General features: G+C 63.8%; 14 protein-coding genes and 1 other RNA gene. 1 reads left to right on the forward strand and 14 read right to left on the reverse strand.

The window, feature by feature from the left end:
• Positions 1 to 235 precede the first annotated feature (235 nt).
• Genes murB through mraZ form a run of 12 tightly spaced genes read right to left on the reverse strand, consistent with a single transcriptional unit; the run spans position 236 to position 13,953 of the window.
• Positions 236 to 1,201, reverse strand: coding sequence for a UDP-N-acetylmuramate dehydrogenase (gene murB / locus ACWGTI_RS25660; protein WP_454589710.1), 966 nt, complete (start codon positions 1,199 to 1,201; stop codon positions 236 to 238).
• Entirely contained in the window at positions 1,198 to 2,604 is a 1,407-nt protein-coding gene (murC, locus tag ACWGTI_RS25665; RefSeq protein ID WP_454589711.1) for a UDP-N-acetylmuramate--L-alanine ligase, read from the reverse strand. Before murC ends, murB begins: the two co-directional genes overlap by 4 nt.
• The gene (gene murG / locus ACWGTI_RS25670) at positions 2,604 to 3,728 is read right to left on the reverse strand and encodes an undecaprenyldiphospho-muramoylpentapeptide beta-N-acetylglucosaminyltransferase (protein ID WP_454589712.1); all 1,125 of its coding nucleotides are present in this window, start codon (positions 3,726 to 3,728) and stop codon (positions 2,604 to 2,606) included. Before murG ends, murC begins: the two co-directional genes overlap by 1 nt.
• Position 3,729: 1 nt before the next feature.
• Entirely contained in the window at positions 3,730 to 4,881 is a 1,152-nt protein-coding gene (gene ftsW, locus ACWGTI_RS25675; protein ID WP_454589713.1) for a putative lipid II flippase FtsW, read from the reverse strand.
• On the reverse strand, positions 4,881 to 6,281 hold the full coding sequence (gene murD, locus ACWGTI_RS25680) for a UDP-N-acetylmuramoyl-L-alanine--D-glutamate ligase (protein WP_454589714.1): 1,401 nt from the start codon (positions 6,279 to 6,281) through the stop codon (positions 4,881 to 4,883). Before murD ends, ftsW begins: the two co-directional genes overlap by 1 nt.
• 8 nt (positions 6,282 to 6,289) lie before the next feature.
• Complete coding sequence (gene mraY / locus ACWGTI_RS25685) at positions 6,290 to 7,372, reverse strand: phospho-N-acetylmuramoyl-pentapeptide-transferase (RefSeq protein ID WP_023668273.1); 1,083 nt, start codon at positions 7,370 to 7,372, stop codon at positions 6,290 to 6,292.
• 19 nt (positions 7,373 to 7,391) lie between these two features.
• Positions 7,392 to 8,825 carry a UDP-N-acetylmuramoylalanyl-D-glutamyl-2,6-diaminopimelate--D-alanyl-D-alanine ligase gene (locus tag ACWGTI_RS25690; RefSeq protein ID WP_454589715.1) on the reverse strand — a complete coding sequence of 478 codons (1,434 nt, stop codon included), beginning with the start codon at positions 8,823 to 8,825 and terminating at the stop codon, positions 7,392 to 7,394.
• Entirely contained in the window at positions 8,822 to 10,276 is a 1,455-nt protein-coding gene (locus tag ACWGTI_RS25695; protein WP_454574888.1) for a UDP-N-acetylmuramoyl-L-alanyl-D-glutamate--2,6-diaminopimelate ligase, read from the reverse strand. The genes ACWGTI_RS25690 and ACWGTI_RS25695 overlap by 4 nt, the downstream gene beginning before the upstream one ends.
• Before the next feature lie 54 nt (positions 10,277 to 10,330).
• On the reverse strand, positions 10,331 to 12,055 hold the full coding sequence (locus ACWGTI_RS25700) for a peptidoglycan D,D-transpeptidase FtsI family protein (RefSeq protein ID WP_454589716.1): 1,725 nt from the start codon (positions 12,053 to 12,055) through the stop codon (positions 10,331 to 10,333).
• A 14-nt stretch (positions 12,056 to 12,069) separates the two neighbouring features.
• Positions 12,070 to 12,462 (reverse strand): cell division protein FtsL, encoded by a 393-nt coding sequence (gene ftsL / locus ACWGTI_RS25705; protein ID WP_454589717.1) that lies wholly within the window; start codon positions 12,460 to 12,462, stop codon positions 12,070 to 12,072.
• A gap of 4 nt (positions 12,463 to 12,466) precedes the next feature.
• Positions 12,467 to 13,483: a 16S rRNA (cytosine(1402)-N(4))-methyltransferase RsmH gene (gene rsmH, locus ACWGTI_RS25710; protein ID WP_454589718.1), complete on the reverse strand. Its 1,017-nt coding sequence runs from the start codon at positions 13,481 to 13,483 to the stop codon at positions 12,467 to 12,469.
• Positions 13,480 to 13,953 carry a division/cell wall cluster transcriptional repressor MraZ gene (gene mraZ, locus ACWGTI_RS25715; protein WP_454574884.1) on the reverse strand — a complete coding sequence of 158 codons (474 nt, stop codon included), beginning with the start codon at positions 13,951 to 13,953 and terminating at the stop codon, positions 13,480 to 13,482. Before mraZ ends, rsmH begins: the two co-directional genes overlap by 4 nt.
• A 405-nt stretch (positions 13,954 to 14,358) precedes the next feature.
• Between mraZ and ACWGTI_RS25720 the strand changes: the two genes are divergently transcribed.
• The gene (locus tag ACWGTI_RS25720) at positions 14,359 to 15,474 is read left to right on the forward strand and encodes a cystathionine gamma-lyase (RefSeq protein ID WP_454589719.1); all 1,116 of its coding nucleotides are present in this window, start codon (positions 14,359 to 14,361) and stop codon (positions 15,472 to 15,474) included.
• Between the two features lie 68 nt (positions 15,475 to 15,542).
• On the opposite strand, the gene rnpB is transcribed toward ACWGTI_RS25720, so the two are convergent.
• Together rnpB and ACWGTI_RS25730 are read right to left on the reverse strand one after the other, a co-directional pair.
• Positions 15,543 to 15,940: RNase P RNA component class A (gene rnpB / locus ACWGTI_RS25725), an RNA gene on the reverse strand.
• Between the two features lie 50 nt (positions 15,941 to 15,990).
• A complete protein-coding gene (locus ACWGTI_RS25730; protein ID WP_454589720.1) occupies positions 15,991 to 16,695 on the reverse strand; it encodes a lytic transglycosylase domain-containing protein in 705 nt (234 codons plus the stop codon).
• Positions 16,696 to 16,765 lie beyond the last annotated feature (70 nt).

Here is a 16,765-nt window from a genome sequence, read left to right on the forward strand (position 1 = left end):
AAAAGCGGATTGTGAGTCTTTGCAGCAACGGTCGGACGGGTATTTCAGACCGTTCGAAGTTCATGCATCACATGAACTTCAGCACGCGCTAACGCACCAAGGCGCGTTGAGATTCAGGTCAGGCCGAGCCGAAAATGGTGGCGTTCGAGAACCGAAGCGGACATTGGGTCCATGAGCACCGGAAGCGCAGAAGGCCATCGTTTGCAGGCCGGCCTCACCTGAATATCAATGCGCCTTAAAGCAGTTGCCCGAGGAATTCCTGCACGGCATGGCCGGGGCGGAAATTGCCGAGGCGCTTGATTTCCCACTGCAACCGGATACCCGAATTTTCAAGCACGCGGGCACGCACCGTCTCGCCGAGATATTCGAGGTCGTAGCCGGTCGCGGTTCCGGTGTTGATCATGAAGTTGCAGTGCATCGGCGACATCTGCGCGCCGCCGATCATCAGCCCACGGCAGCCGGCCTTGTCGATCTCTTTCCAGGCCGAAGTGCCTTCCGGATTCTTGAAGGTCGAGCCGCCGGTCTTCTCGCGGATCGGCTGCACCGTCTCGCGATGCGTCTGGACGGCGTCCATCGCCGCCTTGATCGCCGCCTTGTCTTCGGGAACACCTTCGAAAATGGCCGAGGTGAAGATCAGCCCGGCCGGTGCTGCCGAATGGCGATAGGCGTAACCCATGTCTTCATTGCTGAGCGTGTGGAGATTGCCCTTGCGGTCGAGCGCCCGCACCTCGACGACGCGCTCGCGCGTCTCGGCGCCATTGGCGCCGGCATTCATCCTGAGCGCGCCGCCAATGGCGCCGGGAATGCCGTGATAGAAATGAAAGCCACCAATGCCGGCCTCATAGGCGACGGCAGCAACACGCTTGTCGGGCGTCGCCGCTCCCGCCTTGATGCCGGTCGGCGAAACCGCCTCGGCCTCGCCAAAGCCCTTCGCCGAAAGTCTGACGACGAAACCCGGAATGCCGCCGTCGCGCACCAACAGGTTCGAGCCGACACCGACGATGGTCAGCGGGATCTCCTCCGGCACGGCGCGCAGGAAGGCGGCAAGGTCTTCCTCGTCGGCCGGCTGAAACAGTGCCTCGGCCAGCCCTCCGGCGCGGAACCACGTGATCTTGTCCATCTCGGCGTTCGGTGTCAGCCGGCCGCGCAAGCCGGTAAGCCGATCGCCCAGTTTGTCGAGCAGGTCCTGGCCGCGCATCATGAGACCGCACCGCCGAGTTCTTTGGGCAGCGCATAGGCCCATTGGGTGATGTTGCCGGCGCCGAGGAAGACGACGAAGTCGCCGGGCTTGGCCAAGTCGTGAAGGATGGGGGCGATGGCAGTCGGACCTTCGATATAGCGCGCATCGCGATGGCCGCCGGAGCGGATGCGCGACACCAGCGCCTCAGAGGTCACGCCCTCGATCGGCTCCTCACCCGCCGCATAGACCGGCGCCAGCATCACCGTGTCGGCGTCGTTGAAGCAGACCGAGAATTCGTCGAACAGATCGTGCAGCCGGGTGAAGCGGTGCGGTTGCGCGATGGCGATGACACGGCCCTTGGTGGCGCTGCGTGCCGCCTTCAGCACCGCCGTGATCTCGACAGGGTGATGGCCGTAATCGTCGAAGATCTCGACGCCGTTCCACGAGCCGGTGTGGGTGAAGCGCCTCTTGACGCCGGCAAAGGACGACAGGCCCTTCTTGATCGCCTCGGCCGACAGGCCGAGCTCATGCGCGACCGCAATCGCGGCGGTGGCGTTGGAAACGTTGTGGCGGCCGGGCATCGGCAGCCGCAGGTCCGATATCGTCGTCTGGCCGCCGGTCTTGCGGTCGCGGATCACCACGTCGAACTCGCTGGCCGCGCCCGCCATGCGATGGTTGGTGAAGCGCACATCGGCCTGCGCGTTCTCGCCATAGGTGATGACGCGACGGTCCTCGATACGGCTGACCAGCGCCTGCACCTCCGGATGGTCGGTGCACATCACGCCAAAGCCGTAGAACGGCACGTTCTCGACGAACTGGCGAAACGCCTCACGCACCTTGTCGAAGCTGCCATAGTGGTCGAGATGCTCGGGATCGATATTGGTGACGACGGCGATTTCGGCCGGCAGCTTGAGGAAGGTGCCGTCGCTCTCATCGGCTTCGACCACCATCCATTCGCCATCGCCCATGCGGGCATTGGTGCCGTAGGCGTTGATGATGCCGCCATTGATCACCGTCGGGTCGAGCCCGCCGGCGTCGAGCAGCGTCGCCACCATCGAGGTCGTCGTCGTCTTGCCGTGCGTGCCGCCGATGGCGACGGCCTGGCGGAAGCGCATCAGTTCGGCCAACATCTCGGCGCGGCGCACGATCGGCAGCAGCTTTTCGCGCGCAGCCTTCAGCTCCGGATTGGTCTTCTTGATCGCGGTCGAAACGACCACGACTTCGGCGGCGCCGACATTCTCAGCCTTGTGGCCGACGAAGCATTCGATGCCCTTGTCGCGCAGCCGCTGCACATTGGCGCTGTCGGCCTGGTCGGAGCCCTGCACCTTGTAGCCGAGATTGTGCAGCACCTCGGCGATGCCGCTCATGCCGATGCCACCAATGCCGATGAAATGCACAAGGCCGATGGTCTGCGGCATCTTCATCAATGCGTCCCTTTCCTGAAATCCGATACGGTTTTTCTGGACGCAATAGCCTCTGTGAGATCGGCGAGCAACCGTGCCGCGTTCGGCCTGCCGGCAGACTTTGCGCCGGCAGCCATGGCCGCCAGCCGCTCGGGACTGTCCATCAGCCCGCCAACAAGCGCCGCGATGCTCTCCGGCGACAGCGACGATTGCGGATGCACTTCACCGCCACCGGCCGCCGCAAGGGCGGCCGCGTTCGCTGCCTGGTCGTGGTCCAGCGCATAGGGATAGGGCACCAGCAGCGCCGGCCGGCCGATGACGGCGATTTCCGAGACCGTCGAGGCGCCGGAGCGCGAAATCACCAGATGCGCCGCCGCAATGCGCTGCGCCATATCGGTGAAGAAGGGCGAGACCTCGACATGGACGCCAAGGGCCGCATAGCCGGCTTTCACCCGCGCCACGTCGTCGGCGCGGGCCTGCTGGGTGATCACCAGCCGCTTGCGTTGCGCATCGGAAAGCAGTGCGATGGCCGCCGGCATGGCATCGGAAAAGAACTGCGCGCCCTGACTGCCGCCGAACACCAGGAGCCGAAACGGCTCTTCCCCGGCGGATGGCGTGTACGGCGTCTTTGCGGCCTCCAGGATCGGCGGCCTGACCGGATTGCCTGTTATGACCGTCTTGGCGCCGGCAGCACTTTCATCTTCGGGCAGGAAGCCGCCGGCAATGGCGTCGACACGGCCGGACAGCGCCCGGTTGGCCCGGCCCATCACCGCATTCTGCTCATGGATCAGCGTCGGCACCTTCCGTCGTGTCGCGGCATAAAGCGGCGGCAAGGTTGGATAGCCGCCGAAGCCGACAACCGCGTCTGGCTTGATCCTGGCGATGACGGCGGAAGCCTGCCGCACGCCGCGCCAGATCTTCCAGAACGCGCCAAGCAGGGCGACAGGGTTTTTCGAGCCCATCGTCGCCGACTGGATCGGATGGATGGCGGCGGCCGGGAAATGCCCGGCAAATCGTTCCGCGCGGTCGTCCGTCGCCAGTTGCACGCTCCAGCCGCGCTCGATCAGCTCATGCGCCAGCGCCTCGGCCGGAAACAGATGTCCACCGGTTCCGCCCGCCGCGAGAAGAATGACACCCCTCGCCATATCACTCCGCCGGCAAGGCGCGCTGCGACAGGGCAAAGCCCATCTGCTTGCGCTTTTCCGGTCGCTTGCGCGTCAGCGCCAGTACCATGCCCATCGAGATGGCAATGGCGATCTGCGAGGAGCCGCCATAGGAGATGAATGGCAGGGTCATGCCCTTGGCCGGCATCAGCTGCAGATTGACGCACATGTTGATGACCGACTGCAGGCCGAACACCGTGACCAGGCCGCCGACGGCATAGCGGGTGAAATCGTCATGTTCCTTCAATGCGGTGCTCAGGCCGCGCAGCACGATGAAGGCAAAGATCGACATGATGAAGAAGCACATGATCAGGCCGAACTCTTCGCCCGCGACTGAAAACACGAAGTCGGCATGAGCATCGGGAATCACGCGCTTGACCGTGCCCTCACCCGGCCCGACGCCGAACCAGTGGCCGTTGATCAGCGCCTCGCGACCCATATCGACCTGGAACGTGTCGCCTTCGCCGGTCAGGAATTTGTCGATGCGGGCGGCGACATGCGGGAACACCGTATAGGCGGCAAACAGGCCGCTGGCGCCGGTGGCGCCAAGCGCGATGATCCAAAGCCATGGCAGCCCGGCCATGAAGAACATGACGCCCCAGGTGCCGGTCACCAGCATGGTCTGGCCGAGATCGGGTTGCGCCACCAAAAGTGAGATGACCAGGATCAGGAGCAGCAGCGCGAACAGATTGCCGGGAATGTCGGGCTGGCGCTTGTGTTCGGCGAACAGCCAGGCGCAGACGATGACGAAGGCTGGTTTCAGGAATTCCGACGGCTGGATCGACATGCCGACAAACGACACCCAGCGCCGCGCGCCCTTCACTTCGACGCCGATGTAGAGCACGGCCACCATCAGCACCAGCATGATGCACAAGATGACGAGCGCCATGCGCCGAATTTGTCTGGATTCGAGAAAGGACACTGCCAGCATTACGCCGAGCGCCGGCACGGTGAAGATGATCTGCCTGGTAGCGAAGTGGAAACTGTCGAGGCCGATGCGTTCGGCGACCGCCGGGCTTGCCGCGAAGGATAGCACGATGCCGAGCCCCATCAGCGACAGGAACGCCGCCAGGAACCAGCGATCGATTGTCCACCACCAGGTTGCAACCGGGCTTTTGTCGAGACGGCTTTGCATTATCGTGCCCCTCCGATGGGTTTCACACCCTCGATAGCATTCGCAGCTTGCCTGAAGGCTTCGCCGCGAACTTCGAAATTCTTGAACTGGTCGAAACTGGCGCAGGCCGGCGACAGCAGCACCACCACCTCGCCGCTGTCATCTTTGGCCGCGTCCTGGGCCGCATGGTCGACCGCGGCGGCGAGCGTGCCCGATATCTCGTAAGGCACGGCTTCACCGAGTGTCGCCGAGAAAGCAGGTGCTGCCTCACCAATGAGATAGGCCTTGGCGATGCGCGGGAAGAACCCGCGCAGCGGCTCGATGCCGCCTTCCTTGGGCAGCCCGCCGGCGATCCAGTAGATGCGCGGGAAGCTCGACAGAGCGGGTGCCGCCGCATCGGCATTGGTCGCCTTGGAATCGTTGACGAACAGCACATGGTCCTTGCGGCCGACCTGCTCCATGCGATGCGCCAAACCTGGAAAGCTCTCGAGCCCCGCCTGGATCTCGCCGAGGTCCAGCCCGACCTTCAAACAGGCAGCGACCGCGGCCAGCGCGTTCTGCGCATTATGCTGGCCGCGCAGCGAGCCGATGCCTTCGAGGAAAGCGACGCGGCTGTAGCGGCCATGCACGGCTTCCATCAGATTGGAGCCGTCGGCGAAATAGCCATCGGTCAGCGGCAGCCGCTTTGAGATGCGGATCACCTGCCTGCCCGCCCGCTCCAACCGATCGGCGATCTGCGCGCACCAGCTATCGTCGACGCCGACGATCGCCGTCTCGCTGCCGGCGACGAGCCGCTCCTTGATCGAGGCGTAGTGCTGCATGGTGCCGTGACGGTCGAGATGATCCGGCGTCAGATTGAGCAGGATGCCGGCCGTCGGATTGATCGAGGGGGCGAGATCGATCTGGTAGGAGGAGCATTCGACGACATAGTGGCGCTCGGGCTGCGGCGGATCGAGCGTCATGATGGCGCGGCCGATATTGCCGCCCATCTGCGTGTCGCGCCCTGCCGATTTCAGGATATGCGCAGTCAGCGCCGTGGTCGTCGACTTGCCATTGGTGCCGGTGATGGCGATGAACGGTGCAGTCGGCGCGCGCGAGATCCGCTCGCGGCAGAACAGTTCGATGTCGCCGATCACCTCGACGCCCGAACCACGCGCCAGCTCCACCGTCCAGTGCGGCTTGGGATGTGTCAGCGGCACGCCGGGCGACAGCACGAAGGCCGAGAATTTCGCCCACTCGGCGCCGCGCAGATCGGCGGTCGCAATGCCTTGTCCAGCGGCCTTGGCAACGCTGTCGGGATTGTCGTCCCAGGCCAGCACGTCGGCCCCGCCCTCGATCAGCGCGCGCGCCGTGGCGATCCCCGAGCCACCGAGCCCGAAGAGCGAAACGCGTTTGCCCGAGAAGGATGCGGCGGGGACCAAGCGGGCTCCTATCTCAACTTGAGGGTCGACAGGCCGACCAGCGCCAGGATGACGGCGATGATCCAGAAGCGGATCACCACCTGGCTTTCGGTCCAGCCGAGCTTTTCGAAATGGTGGTGGATCGGCGCCATCAGGAAGACGCGCTTGCCGGTCATCTTGAAGTAGCCGACCTGGATGATCACCGACAGGATTTCGACGACAAACAATCCGCCGACGATGACCAGCACGATCTCGTGCTTGGTGGCGACCGCGACGGTGCCGATGAGGCCGCCCATCGCCAGCGAGCCGGTGTCGCCCATGAAGATCGCCGCCGGCGGCGCATTGAACCAGAGGAAGCCGAGGCCGGCGCCGATGACGGCGCCGAGCACGACAGCAAGCTCGCCGGTACCGGGCACGAAATGGATCTGCAGATATTCGGCGAAGACAGCATTGCCTGAGAGATAGGCGATAACGCCGAAGGATGCCGCCGCAATCATAATCGGCACGATCGCCAGCCCGTCGAGGCCGTCGGTCAAATTCACCGCATTGCCGGCGCCGACGATGACGAAGCAGGAGAACGGCACGAAGAACCAGCCGAGATTGATGATGAATTCCTTGGCGAAGGGGAAAGTCAGCGACGACGAGAACGGCGCCTGGCCATTATGCATGATCGCCCAGGCAGCAATGCCGGCGATGACGAACTCCAGCGCCAGCCGCGCCTTGCCGGAAAAGCCGAGATGCGACTGCTTCGTCACCTTGAGATAGTCGTCGTAAAAGCCGATCGAGCCGAAGCCCAGCGTGACCAGCAGCACCACCCAGACATAGATCGAGGAAAGGTTCGCCCAAAGCAGCGACGAGCCGACGATGCCGCAAAGGATCATCAGTCCACCCATGGTCGGCGTGCCGGCCTTCTTGAAATGCGTCTGCGGACCGTCGGCGCGGATCGGCTGGCCCTTGCCTTGCCTGAGCCTGAGCGAATTGATGATGGTCGGCCCGAAGATGAAGACGATCAGCGCCGAGGTGATCAGCGCGCCGCCGGTGCGGAAGGTGATGTAGCGGAAGACATTGAAGACCGAGACCTTGTCCGCAAAATCGACGAGCAGTGTAAACATGCGATTCCGTCCCCGGGAACTAGTTCTGTTTCGTGCCTGCGGCTTCCGCCGGATATTTGCCCAGCAAGGCCTCGACCAGTTTTGAAAAGCCGATGCCTTTCGACGATTTGATCATCACCACGTCGCCGGCCCTCAGCGCCGACAACAGCAGCGGCTTCAACTCCTCGGCGCCGGCGCGGTATTCCGTCGTGATTTCGGCGGGCAGGATATCGGCCAGCGCCCGCATTTCCGGGCCGCCGAGAAAAACTGTATTTGTCCCAGTGCCGACGATCAGTTCGGCCAGGGCGGCATGGAGCTTGGCCGAATGGTCGCCGAGCTCGAGCATGTCACCGAGCACGGCGATACGCCGGCCCTCGCCCGCGACAGGCGTCGCATTGAGCAGCGCCATGGCCGCACTCATCGATGCCGGATTGGCGTTGTAGCTCTCGTCGATCAGCGTGATTAGTCCCTTGGGGTGGCGCAGCACATACCGCTTGCCGCGGCCGCGCTCGGCAGAGAGATCCGCCAGCGCCTCCGCCACCTTGCCGATATCAGCCTCGATGAGATGTGTCGCACCGAGGACAGCGAGCACATTCTGCACCATGTGGCGCCCGGGCGCGCCGATGCGGGCCGTCACCTCTTGCCCGCCGATCCTGGCGGTGATGACGGAATGGTCGGCCTGCAGCTCGCATTTGGTCAGCTTGTAGGTCGAGCGGACGTTTTCGCCGAAGCTGAAGACATGTTCTATGCCGGCGGCGCGCGCCATCTTGTCGAGCAGCTTCCAGCGTGAATCGTCACGGTTCAACAATGCAGCACCGCCAGGCTCGATGCCTTCAAAAATCTCGGCCTTGGCTTTGGCGATCTCGTCGAGATTTTTGAAGAAGCCGAGATGGGCGGCGGCGATCAGCGTGACGATGGCGACATGCGGCCGGACCATCTTGACCAGCGGCCGGATCTCGCCGGGATGGTTCATGCCGATCTCGAACACCGCATAGTCGCAATCGTCCGGCATGCGCGCCAGCGTCAGCGGCACACCCCAGTGATTGTTGAACGACTGCGCCGAGGCGTGCACTTTGCCGACGGCCGACAGAACATGGCGCAACGCTTCCTTGGTGGTGGTCTTGCCGGCCGAGCCGGTCACCGCGATGACTTTCGCCTTGGAGCGCGCGCGGGCGGCGGCGCCAAGCTTTTCCAGCGCCGCCAGCACGTCCGGCACTACGATCATCGGCGCCGTCAGACGCCCGAGCGACGGCAATTTGCCTTCGGCGACAACGAGCACGCCGGCGCCGGCCTTGATCGCCGCGGTCGCGAAATCATGGCCATCCATCGCCTCGCCCTTGATGGCGAAGAAAGCATCGCCCGGCTGCAGGCTGCGGCTGTCGATCGATATCCCCGAAATGCCCTCCGGCATCGGCCCGAGCGGCCGTCCGCCCATGGCGTCGACCAGCGCATCGGCAGTCCAGAGCATGCTCATGCGGCCCGCTCCCGCAGCGCCGAGCGGACTTCCTCATGGTCTGAGAAAGGAAATGTCTCGGCGCCGATGGTCTGGCCCTCTTCATGGCCCTTGCCGGCAACGATCAGTGTATCGCCGGCTTTGAGCATCGCGACCGCTTCGTGGATCGCCTTGCGGCGGTCGCCGATTTCGATGGCGCCGGGCGCAGCCGCGAGGATCGCGGCGCGGATGGTTTCGGGGACTTCCGAACGTGGATTGTCGTCGGTGACGATGACGACATCGGCTAACCGCGTGGCGATCTCGCCCATGATCGGCCGCTTGCCCCTATCGCGGTCGCCACCGCAGCCGAAAACGACGATGACGCGACCGGTGGTGAACGGGCGCACCGCGGCCAGCACATTTTCCAGCGCATCCGGCTTGTGGGCATAATCGACATAGACCGGCGCGCCATTGACGGTCGCGCCGACAAGGTCGAGCCGGCCTGGTGCCCCCTGGAGTTTCTCCAACGCCATCAAAGCCTTGGCGACTGGTGTTCCAGTCGAAATAGCCAGGCCCGCAGAAACCAGGGCGTTGGCGATCTGGAAATCACCGGCCAGCGGCAGGTCGATCTCATAGATCACGCCGTCGGCCTCAACCTCGGCGCGCTGGCGGTGGCGCTCGTGCTCGACCCGCTTCAGGCGCAGGAAATCGCCGTGGCGGCCGACCGTCAGCAGACTGAGCCCCGCGGCCTGCGCCGCCTTTATCGTCGGCGCCGACCACGGATCGTCGGCGAAGATGACAGCCGGCGCGCCTTGCGGCAGCAGCGTGTCGAACAGGCGCAATTTGGCGCGATGATAATCCTCGACCGTCGGATGATAGTCCATATGGTCGCGGCCAAGATTGGTGAAGCCGCCGGCGGCAAGCTTGACGCCGTCCAGCCGGCGCTGGTCGAGACCGTGGCTGGAAGCCTCCATCGAAGCATGGGTGACGCCGGCCTCAGCCAATTCCTTGAGCAACTGGTGCAAAGCCACCGGATCGGGCGTGGTCAGCGACCCATAATCGTTGCGGCCTGGCGCCACCACGCCGGTGGTGCCGATCGAAGCGGCGGCAAAGCCGGCCTGCTCCCAGATCTGCCTGGTGAAGGCGGCGACCGAAGTCTTGCCGGCGGTGCCGGTGACCGCGACCATGGTGTCAGGCTGCTTGCCGAAGAAACTTGCCGCGCTCAGCGCCAATGCCAGGCGGGGGTCGTCAACGCTGAGAACCGGGACCGACAGGCCCGTAACCGCGCTGGTCTTGCCCACAACAATCGCCGCCGCGCCGCGCTTCGCCGCATCGGCGGCATAGGCAGCGCCGTCCGCCTTGCTGCCGGCAAGCGCAAAAAAGACGACACCCGGTTTGACCTGACGGGAATCCGATGAAATCCCGGTTACCTCCACATCGCGGGAAGCTGTTCCCTCGACAGGCAGGATACCGGCTAAGTCTCTCAGGTGCATCGAACCCCGTTTATCTCAACAAAATAGCGCGCAGTTGCCGGCGCGCCCCAAGAATCACTGATAGGAAACCAGCGTTGCACCATTTTCATGGCTGAAATCTGGCTTCACGCCAAGCATGGCGGCTGCCCGCCTGATGATATTGCCGGCCATGACACCCGCATTGTTGGCGGCGACGTCGGTCATCCCTGGCTTTTCCGGATGCGGAGCGTCGGCAATCGTAAACACCAGATATTGCGGATCGTCCATCGGGAAGGCGGCGACGAAGGTATTGAAATTCAGTTCCTTCGAGTAGCGGCCATTGATGACCTTCTCGGCCGTTCCGGTCTTGCCGCCGACGCGATACCCGGGGGCCCTGGCGTTTCTTGCCGAGCCTTTCTCGGCATTGAGCGTGTAGAGGTAGCGCATGCCCTCCACCGTCTTTTCGCTGACCACTCTCTTGGCCACCGCCATCGCTTCCTGCTCGCTGCGGACCAGGAATGTCGGCTGGATCAGGTAGCCCTGCATCAGCGCCGCGCAGCCGACAGCGGCCTGCAGCGGTGTCGTCGATACGCCATGGCCGAACGCGATGGTGAAGGAGTTGACCTGTTTCCAGACCTTCGGCTCGGTCGGGCGGGCGACTTCAGGCAGTTCCGTCTGCATCCTGTCCAGGATACCGAGGCGATGCAGGAATTCGCGGTGCCCTTCGATACCGACCATTTCGGCCTCACGGGCCGATCCGATGTTGGAGGAATAGAGGAACACTTCCGGCAGTGACAGCACGCGGTTCTTGCCATGGAAATCGTGGATGGCCTGATGGCCGACACGGATCGGATGCGATGCGTCGAAACGGCTGTTCATATTGGCCTTGCCGGAATCAAGCGCCATGGCCGAGGTAAAGCTCTTGAAGGTAGAGCCCATCTCGTAGAGGCCGGCCGACATGCGGTTCAGCCGATCCTTGTCCTGCGCATTGAAGGGATTGTTCGGATCGAAATCCGGCACCGAGGCCATCGCCACCACTTCGCCGGTCTTGATGTTGAGCACGACTGCGCCGGCGCCCATGGCACGATAGCGCTCCAGGCCGGCGGCGATCTCGTCGCGCACCACATGCTGGACGCGCAGATCGATCGACAGCTGCACTGGCTTCAAATCCTTGGCGATCGCCAGCCCTGAGGCCTGAAGGTCGCTCAGCCCCTGCGCGTCGATGTATTTCTCCATGCCGGAGATGCCCTGATTGTCGATGTTGGTGAGGCCGACAATGTAGGACGAGGTCACGCCGGCCGGATAGAAGCGGCGCTTTTCCGTGCGAAAGCCGATGCCGGGAATGCCGAGCTGCATGATGTCGGCCTGCTGCTTGGGCGTCAGCTGCCGCTGCAGCCAGACGAAGCCGGCGCCGCTCTTCAGCTTGTGGTAAGTTTGCTCGGGGTCGATGTCGGGCAGAATGGTCGACAGCTTTTCGATCGCCTCGTCGGCATCGACGATGCGGCGCGGCTCGGCAAACAGCGATGCCGTCTTGATGTCGGTCGCCAGCACCTCGCCGTTGCGGTCGACGATGTCTGGACGTGACGCCGTCACCCGGCTTTGCGGCCCGCCCGACATGTCGGGATTCTGGAAACCGAGATAGACCAGCCGCCCGGCGATGGTCGAATAGATGCCGAAGAACACCGCCATCGTCATGATGATGCGGGTCTTGGCCTTGCCGCCGGTCGCCTTGCGCGCACCCTCGACGACGATCGAGCCGCCCTCGTCGGTCCTTGCGCGGCGCTTCAGCAATTTGCCGATCGATGGAAGTTTGGCGATCATGGGAAATCCGGAGATCATTGGACGATGGCTCCGGTCACCACGGGATCCTTGCCGGCTGGTGCTTTGCCGGAGATATCAGCCATGCCGCCAAGCCGCTGCGACGACAGGTCCTCTATGTTGAGCGGTTTTGCCGGCAGATCGTCGATCCCGACGATCTGCCGCGCATTGACCGGCTCGAGTGCGAGCTGCGATTTGTAGGTTTCGGCCAGCTTCTGCAGGCGCGACGGCTGGGTCAGCAGGCTCCAGTCGGCCTTGAGCAGGTCGATGGTATCTTCCTCGTAGCGGATCTGCGCCTCGATCTTCTGTACCGAAGCCAGTTGTTCCTCGGCCTCGCGCTTGGCCTTGTAGGTCAGGGCCGCGGCCGAGACCATGACGGCGATCAGGACTATGTCGCTGGTTCGAAACAAGTGTTCACCTCTCTCGCGGCGCCTGGATGCCGGGAAGCTTGGGAAGGCCGAAAATCGAAAGATCGCCCGCGCGCGCCGGCGCCTCGGTGCGGATGGCAGCGCGCAGCCTCGCCGAGCGCGCACGCGGATTGGCTGCTATTTCGGCGTCGCCGGGCGTGACGCCGCCACCGGCTTTGCGGAAGGTCGCGTTGCGTGCATGTGCCTCGGGCATATGGCGCGAGCCGATCACCGCGTCGGCGCGGTCGGCGATAAAGCGCTTGACGATGCGGTCTTCCAGCGAATGGAACGTCACCACGGCAAGCCGCCCGCCGGGCTTCAGCACGCGCTCGGACGCCACCAAGGCCTTGGCCAGTTCGCCAAGCTCGTCATTGACGAAGATGCGCAGTGCCTGGAAGACCCGGGTGGCCGGATGGATCTTGTCCTTCGGCGCGCGGCCGATATGCGTCTCGATGGCGTCGGCGAGGTCGAGCGTGCGCTCGAAGGGTCTTTTTTCACGCCGGCTCTCGATCATGCGGGCAATGCGACCGGCGTTGCGCTCTTCGCCAAGGAAACCGAAAATGCGGGCAAGATCGCCCGTCTTGAAGCTGTTGACGACATCGGCGGCGCTCAAGCCCGCCTGCGCCATGCGCATGTCGAGCGGACCGTCGGAGCGAAACGAAAAGCCGCGCTCGGCCTGGTCGACCTGCATGGAGGAAATGCCGATGTCGAGGACAACGCCGTCGGCGCTTTCGACCTGTTCGTCCAGCGTCGAGAACGGCGCCTGCACCAGCCTCAGCCTGCCGTCGGATTGCTGTTCCAGGCTCCGCCCCGCGGCAATGGCGTCCGGATCGCGATCGATCGCCACCACAGAGGCACCGCTTGCCAGGATCGCCTTGGTGTAGCCGCCGGCGCCGAACGTACCGTCGACGATCACATCGCCGGCTTTGGGCGAAAGCGCCTCCAGCACTTCGGCAAGGAGGACCGGAATGTGACGGGCCGGTCCGCCAACGGCGCTGATATCATCGCCGTGACCCGCCATCATTCCGGTCGCTCCCCAGCCTTGGCCTCGTGAGCCGTCGTCCCCTGCCGAAGCTGCAAAAGCCGGGCGCGCGCCTGCGCGCCATAGGCGGCAAGCCGACCCGGCTCCCAAATTTGAAAGAAGTTGCCGCGGCCGACAAAGGCCACGTCCGTCGAAATGCCCGTGTGCTCGCGGATGAAATCGCTCATCGTGATGCGGCCGTCCTGGTCGAGTTTCAGGAACGTCCCGTCGCCATGGCAGAAGAAGGACATGTCGTCCGCCGTCTGCAAAAAAGGATCTTCCAGCGCGATGCGCTGTTCGTAGCGGTCGAGCAGGTCGAGGCCGCCGACATCCATCGCCGGGACATCCAGGCCGCGCAGCGCGTAGAGTTCGGAATAACCGCGCTTCTGCACGACAGCGCGAAAATGCGCCGGAACAGAGACCCGCCCCTTCGCATCGATCCTGTTCACCGCGCTTGACAGAAACCGGTCCATGATACCTTACAGCCGCTTCCGCCGCCGCACCCCTCTCCATGTTTTCGCCCGCGCCGCAGCGCGTCCCCTGCCGAAAAACGGCTTCATTCCCAACGGCAAAACCCGGCAAACGCACAGCCGCCGCGGCTGCCCGATTGGCGTACGCTTTACCCTGACGCGGAACGAAGGCTTTGGTATCGAGATGGGATATCATGGGGCACTATGGGCGTCAACGGGATCAAGCTTCACAAAACGCGCGCGCCACAACCGGTGAGGGCAGCTCTGACAGCACTCCGTCTTTATCCTCCATTAAGCCTAACGAACCGTTTAGAGCGGCCTTGGCCCAACCGGAGGCGGCTTGCCGTGCACCGCTCCCGCGCATAGCGTCGGCCCGTCTTTTCGCTCAGCAACAGGGTTAGAAAATCCATGTCCGAAACAGCCAGGTCACGAGCGGCCTCCCTTGCCCATCTGCGTCGCGCCGGGCTTGCCAAAGGCGACCCAATCCCTTTGCCGCTCACCATGGCCGCCATTTTCCACAACCCGGGCGACGGCGCCGGCTACAGTCAGTATGGCCGTTACAGCAACGCCACCTGGGACGCAGTCGAGCACATGCTGGCGCATCTGGAGGACGCCCCATGCGTCGGCTTCCCCTCGGGAATGGCGGCGATCTCTGCGATGTTTTTCGGTCTGCTGAAAACCGGCGACCGCGTCCTTTTGCCTTCCGACGGCTATCACGCCACGCGGGCGCTAGCCGAGCGCTTTCTCAAGCCCTTCGGCATCAGCTATGATCTCAGGCCGACATCGACTTTCCTCGACGGCGGCTTCGACGGCTATCGCCTTGTCTATGCCGAAACCCCGTCAAATCCGCGACTGGACATCTGCGACATCACAGCCGTCGCCGAGGCTGCCCATAGGGCGGGCGCAACGGTCGTCGTCGACAACACCACGATGACGCCGTTCGGCCAGCGCCCGCTCGATCTCGGCGCCGACATTGTCGTTGCCGCGGACACCAAGGCGGCCAATGGTCATTCCGACGTGCTGTTCGGCCATGTCGCCAGCCGCAACCCCGACATCATCGCCGCCGTCACCGGCTGGCGCGAGACCGCGGGCGGCATTCCCGGACCGTTCGAGGCATGGCTGGTCCATCGCGGCCTGGAGACGCTGGACGTGCGCTTCGACCGCATGTGCACTTCGGCGGAGGTGATCGCGAAGCGCTTGAAAGACCATCGCGCGGTGAGCGGCCTGCGCTATCCCGGCCTTGAAGGCGACCCCTCGCACAATCTTGCCCGCGCCCAGATGGAGCGTTTCGGTTTTCTCGTCTCCTTCGAGTTTGCATCGGAGGAGAAAGCCGAGGACTTCATCAACAATTGCACCCTGATGCAGGCGGCGACATCCTTCGGCGGCGTCCACACCTCAGCCGAGCGGCGCGCCAAGCGAGGCGACGCCGTTCCGCCAGGCTTCGTGCGCCTGTCGGTCGGTTGCGAGCCGGTCGAAGAACTGTGGCAAGCGATCGAAGCATCGCTGGACAGGATTGGCGCTTGAATCAGCAGGCGCGCCCGAGGGCGCAACCTGCTGATCTCAAAGGATTTCGTCACGATGCAGTGGAAGAAACTGCCAGCTGGCCTGTAAGCCGGGTTTTGTATGGCCCTCGCCCCTTGCGGGGCGAGAACGTGGCGGCCATTCATCTTGGACGCATGTTGCCATGCGCCTCACGCAACCTACCCGGACGGTGAGCCGGAAACAGCCCTCGAAGGTTTCCCCTCGCACCGTCCCTATTCGGTCTTGCTCCCGGTGGGGTTTACCGTGCCGCTCCTGTTGCCAGTCGCGCGGTGGGCTCTTACCCCACCCTTTCACCCTTACCCCGATAAATCGTGGCGGTTTGCTTTCTGTGGCACTTTCCCTGGGGTCGCCCCCGCCGGCCATTAACCGGCACCGTGTCTCCATGGAGCCCGGACTTTCCTCACCCGCAGCCTTTCGGCTTTGCGGGTGCGGCCGCCCGGCCAGCTGGCAGAGCGTATAAAGGGGTTCACGTGCGAAAACGCAAATGAAAAAGCAGACTTATGCCGGCGATCCCAATGCCGCCATCTGCACCTTGACCTTGCCGCAATAAGCGGCCGACACCGGGTTCATGCGCGTCGCGGCATGGCCGGCATTATATTTCAGGATGGTGCCGCAGGTCGTGCCGCCACCGAGATTGCGCGCCATGGCGAGATACTTCATGCCGTATTTGATGTTGGTGTCGGGATCGAACAGGCCCTTGGTCGAGCCGCTGTAGCCCATCATGCGCGCCGTTGCCGGCTTGATCTGCATCAGACCGATCTCGCCGGCGCTGCCAACGATGTTGGGCCTGTAGTTGCTCTCGATCTTGATCACCGCCTTGGCCAGCGATACCGGCACGCCTTCGGCCGCCGCATAGCGGGCGATGATCGCTGAATACTGGCCGCCGAGCGCGGCCGCCGCCGTCGATTCCGCAGCAGTGCTCGGACCGATCGATGCGGTCGTCGTCCGGTCGATGGTCTTCCTGCCGCGCTTCAAATGCCTCTTGGCCGTCGCTTTTCTGACCTTCACCACAGCTGCCTTTTGCACCTTGGCAGTGGCTGTCCTCTTGGCTTTCGGGCTCGCTTTCGTCATGGCGGTTTTGGCGGGTGCGGCGATGAAGCCCTGGTCTGCCCTCTGGCTCAGAGGTGCGGCATCGGCCGCATTGAAGGCAAAAGTCATCACGCCGGCAGCAATAGCTGCCGTTACAACGGTCAATTTCTGCATGTGGTCCTGTTCTGTCTGAGCCGCGCGAAGATCTTCACGCAGCAACGCCTAATCAATATCGGGACTTCCG

The organism is Mesorhizobium sp. ArgA1 (assembly GCF_053714375.1).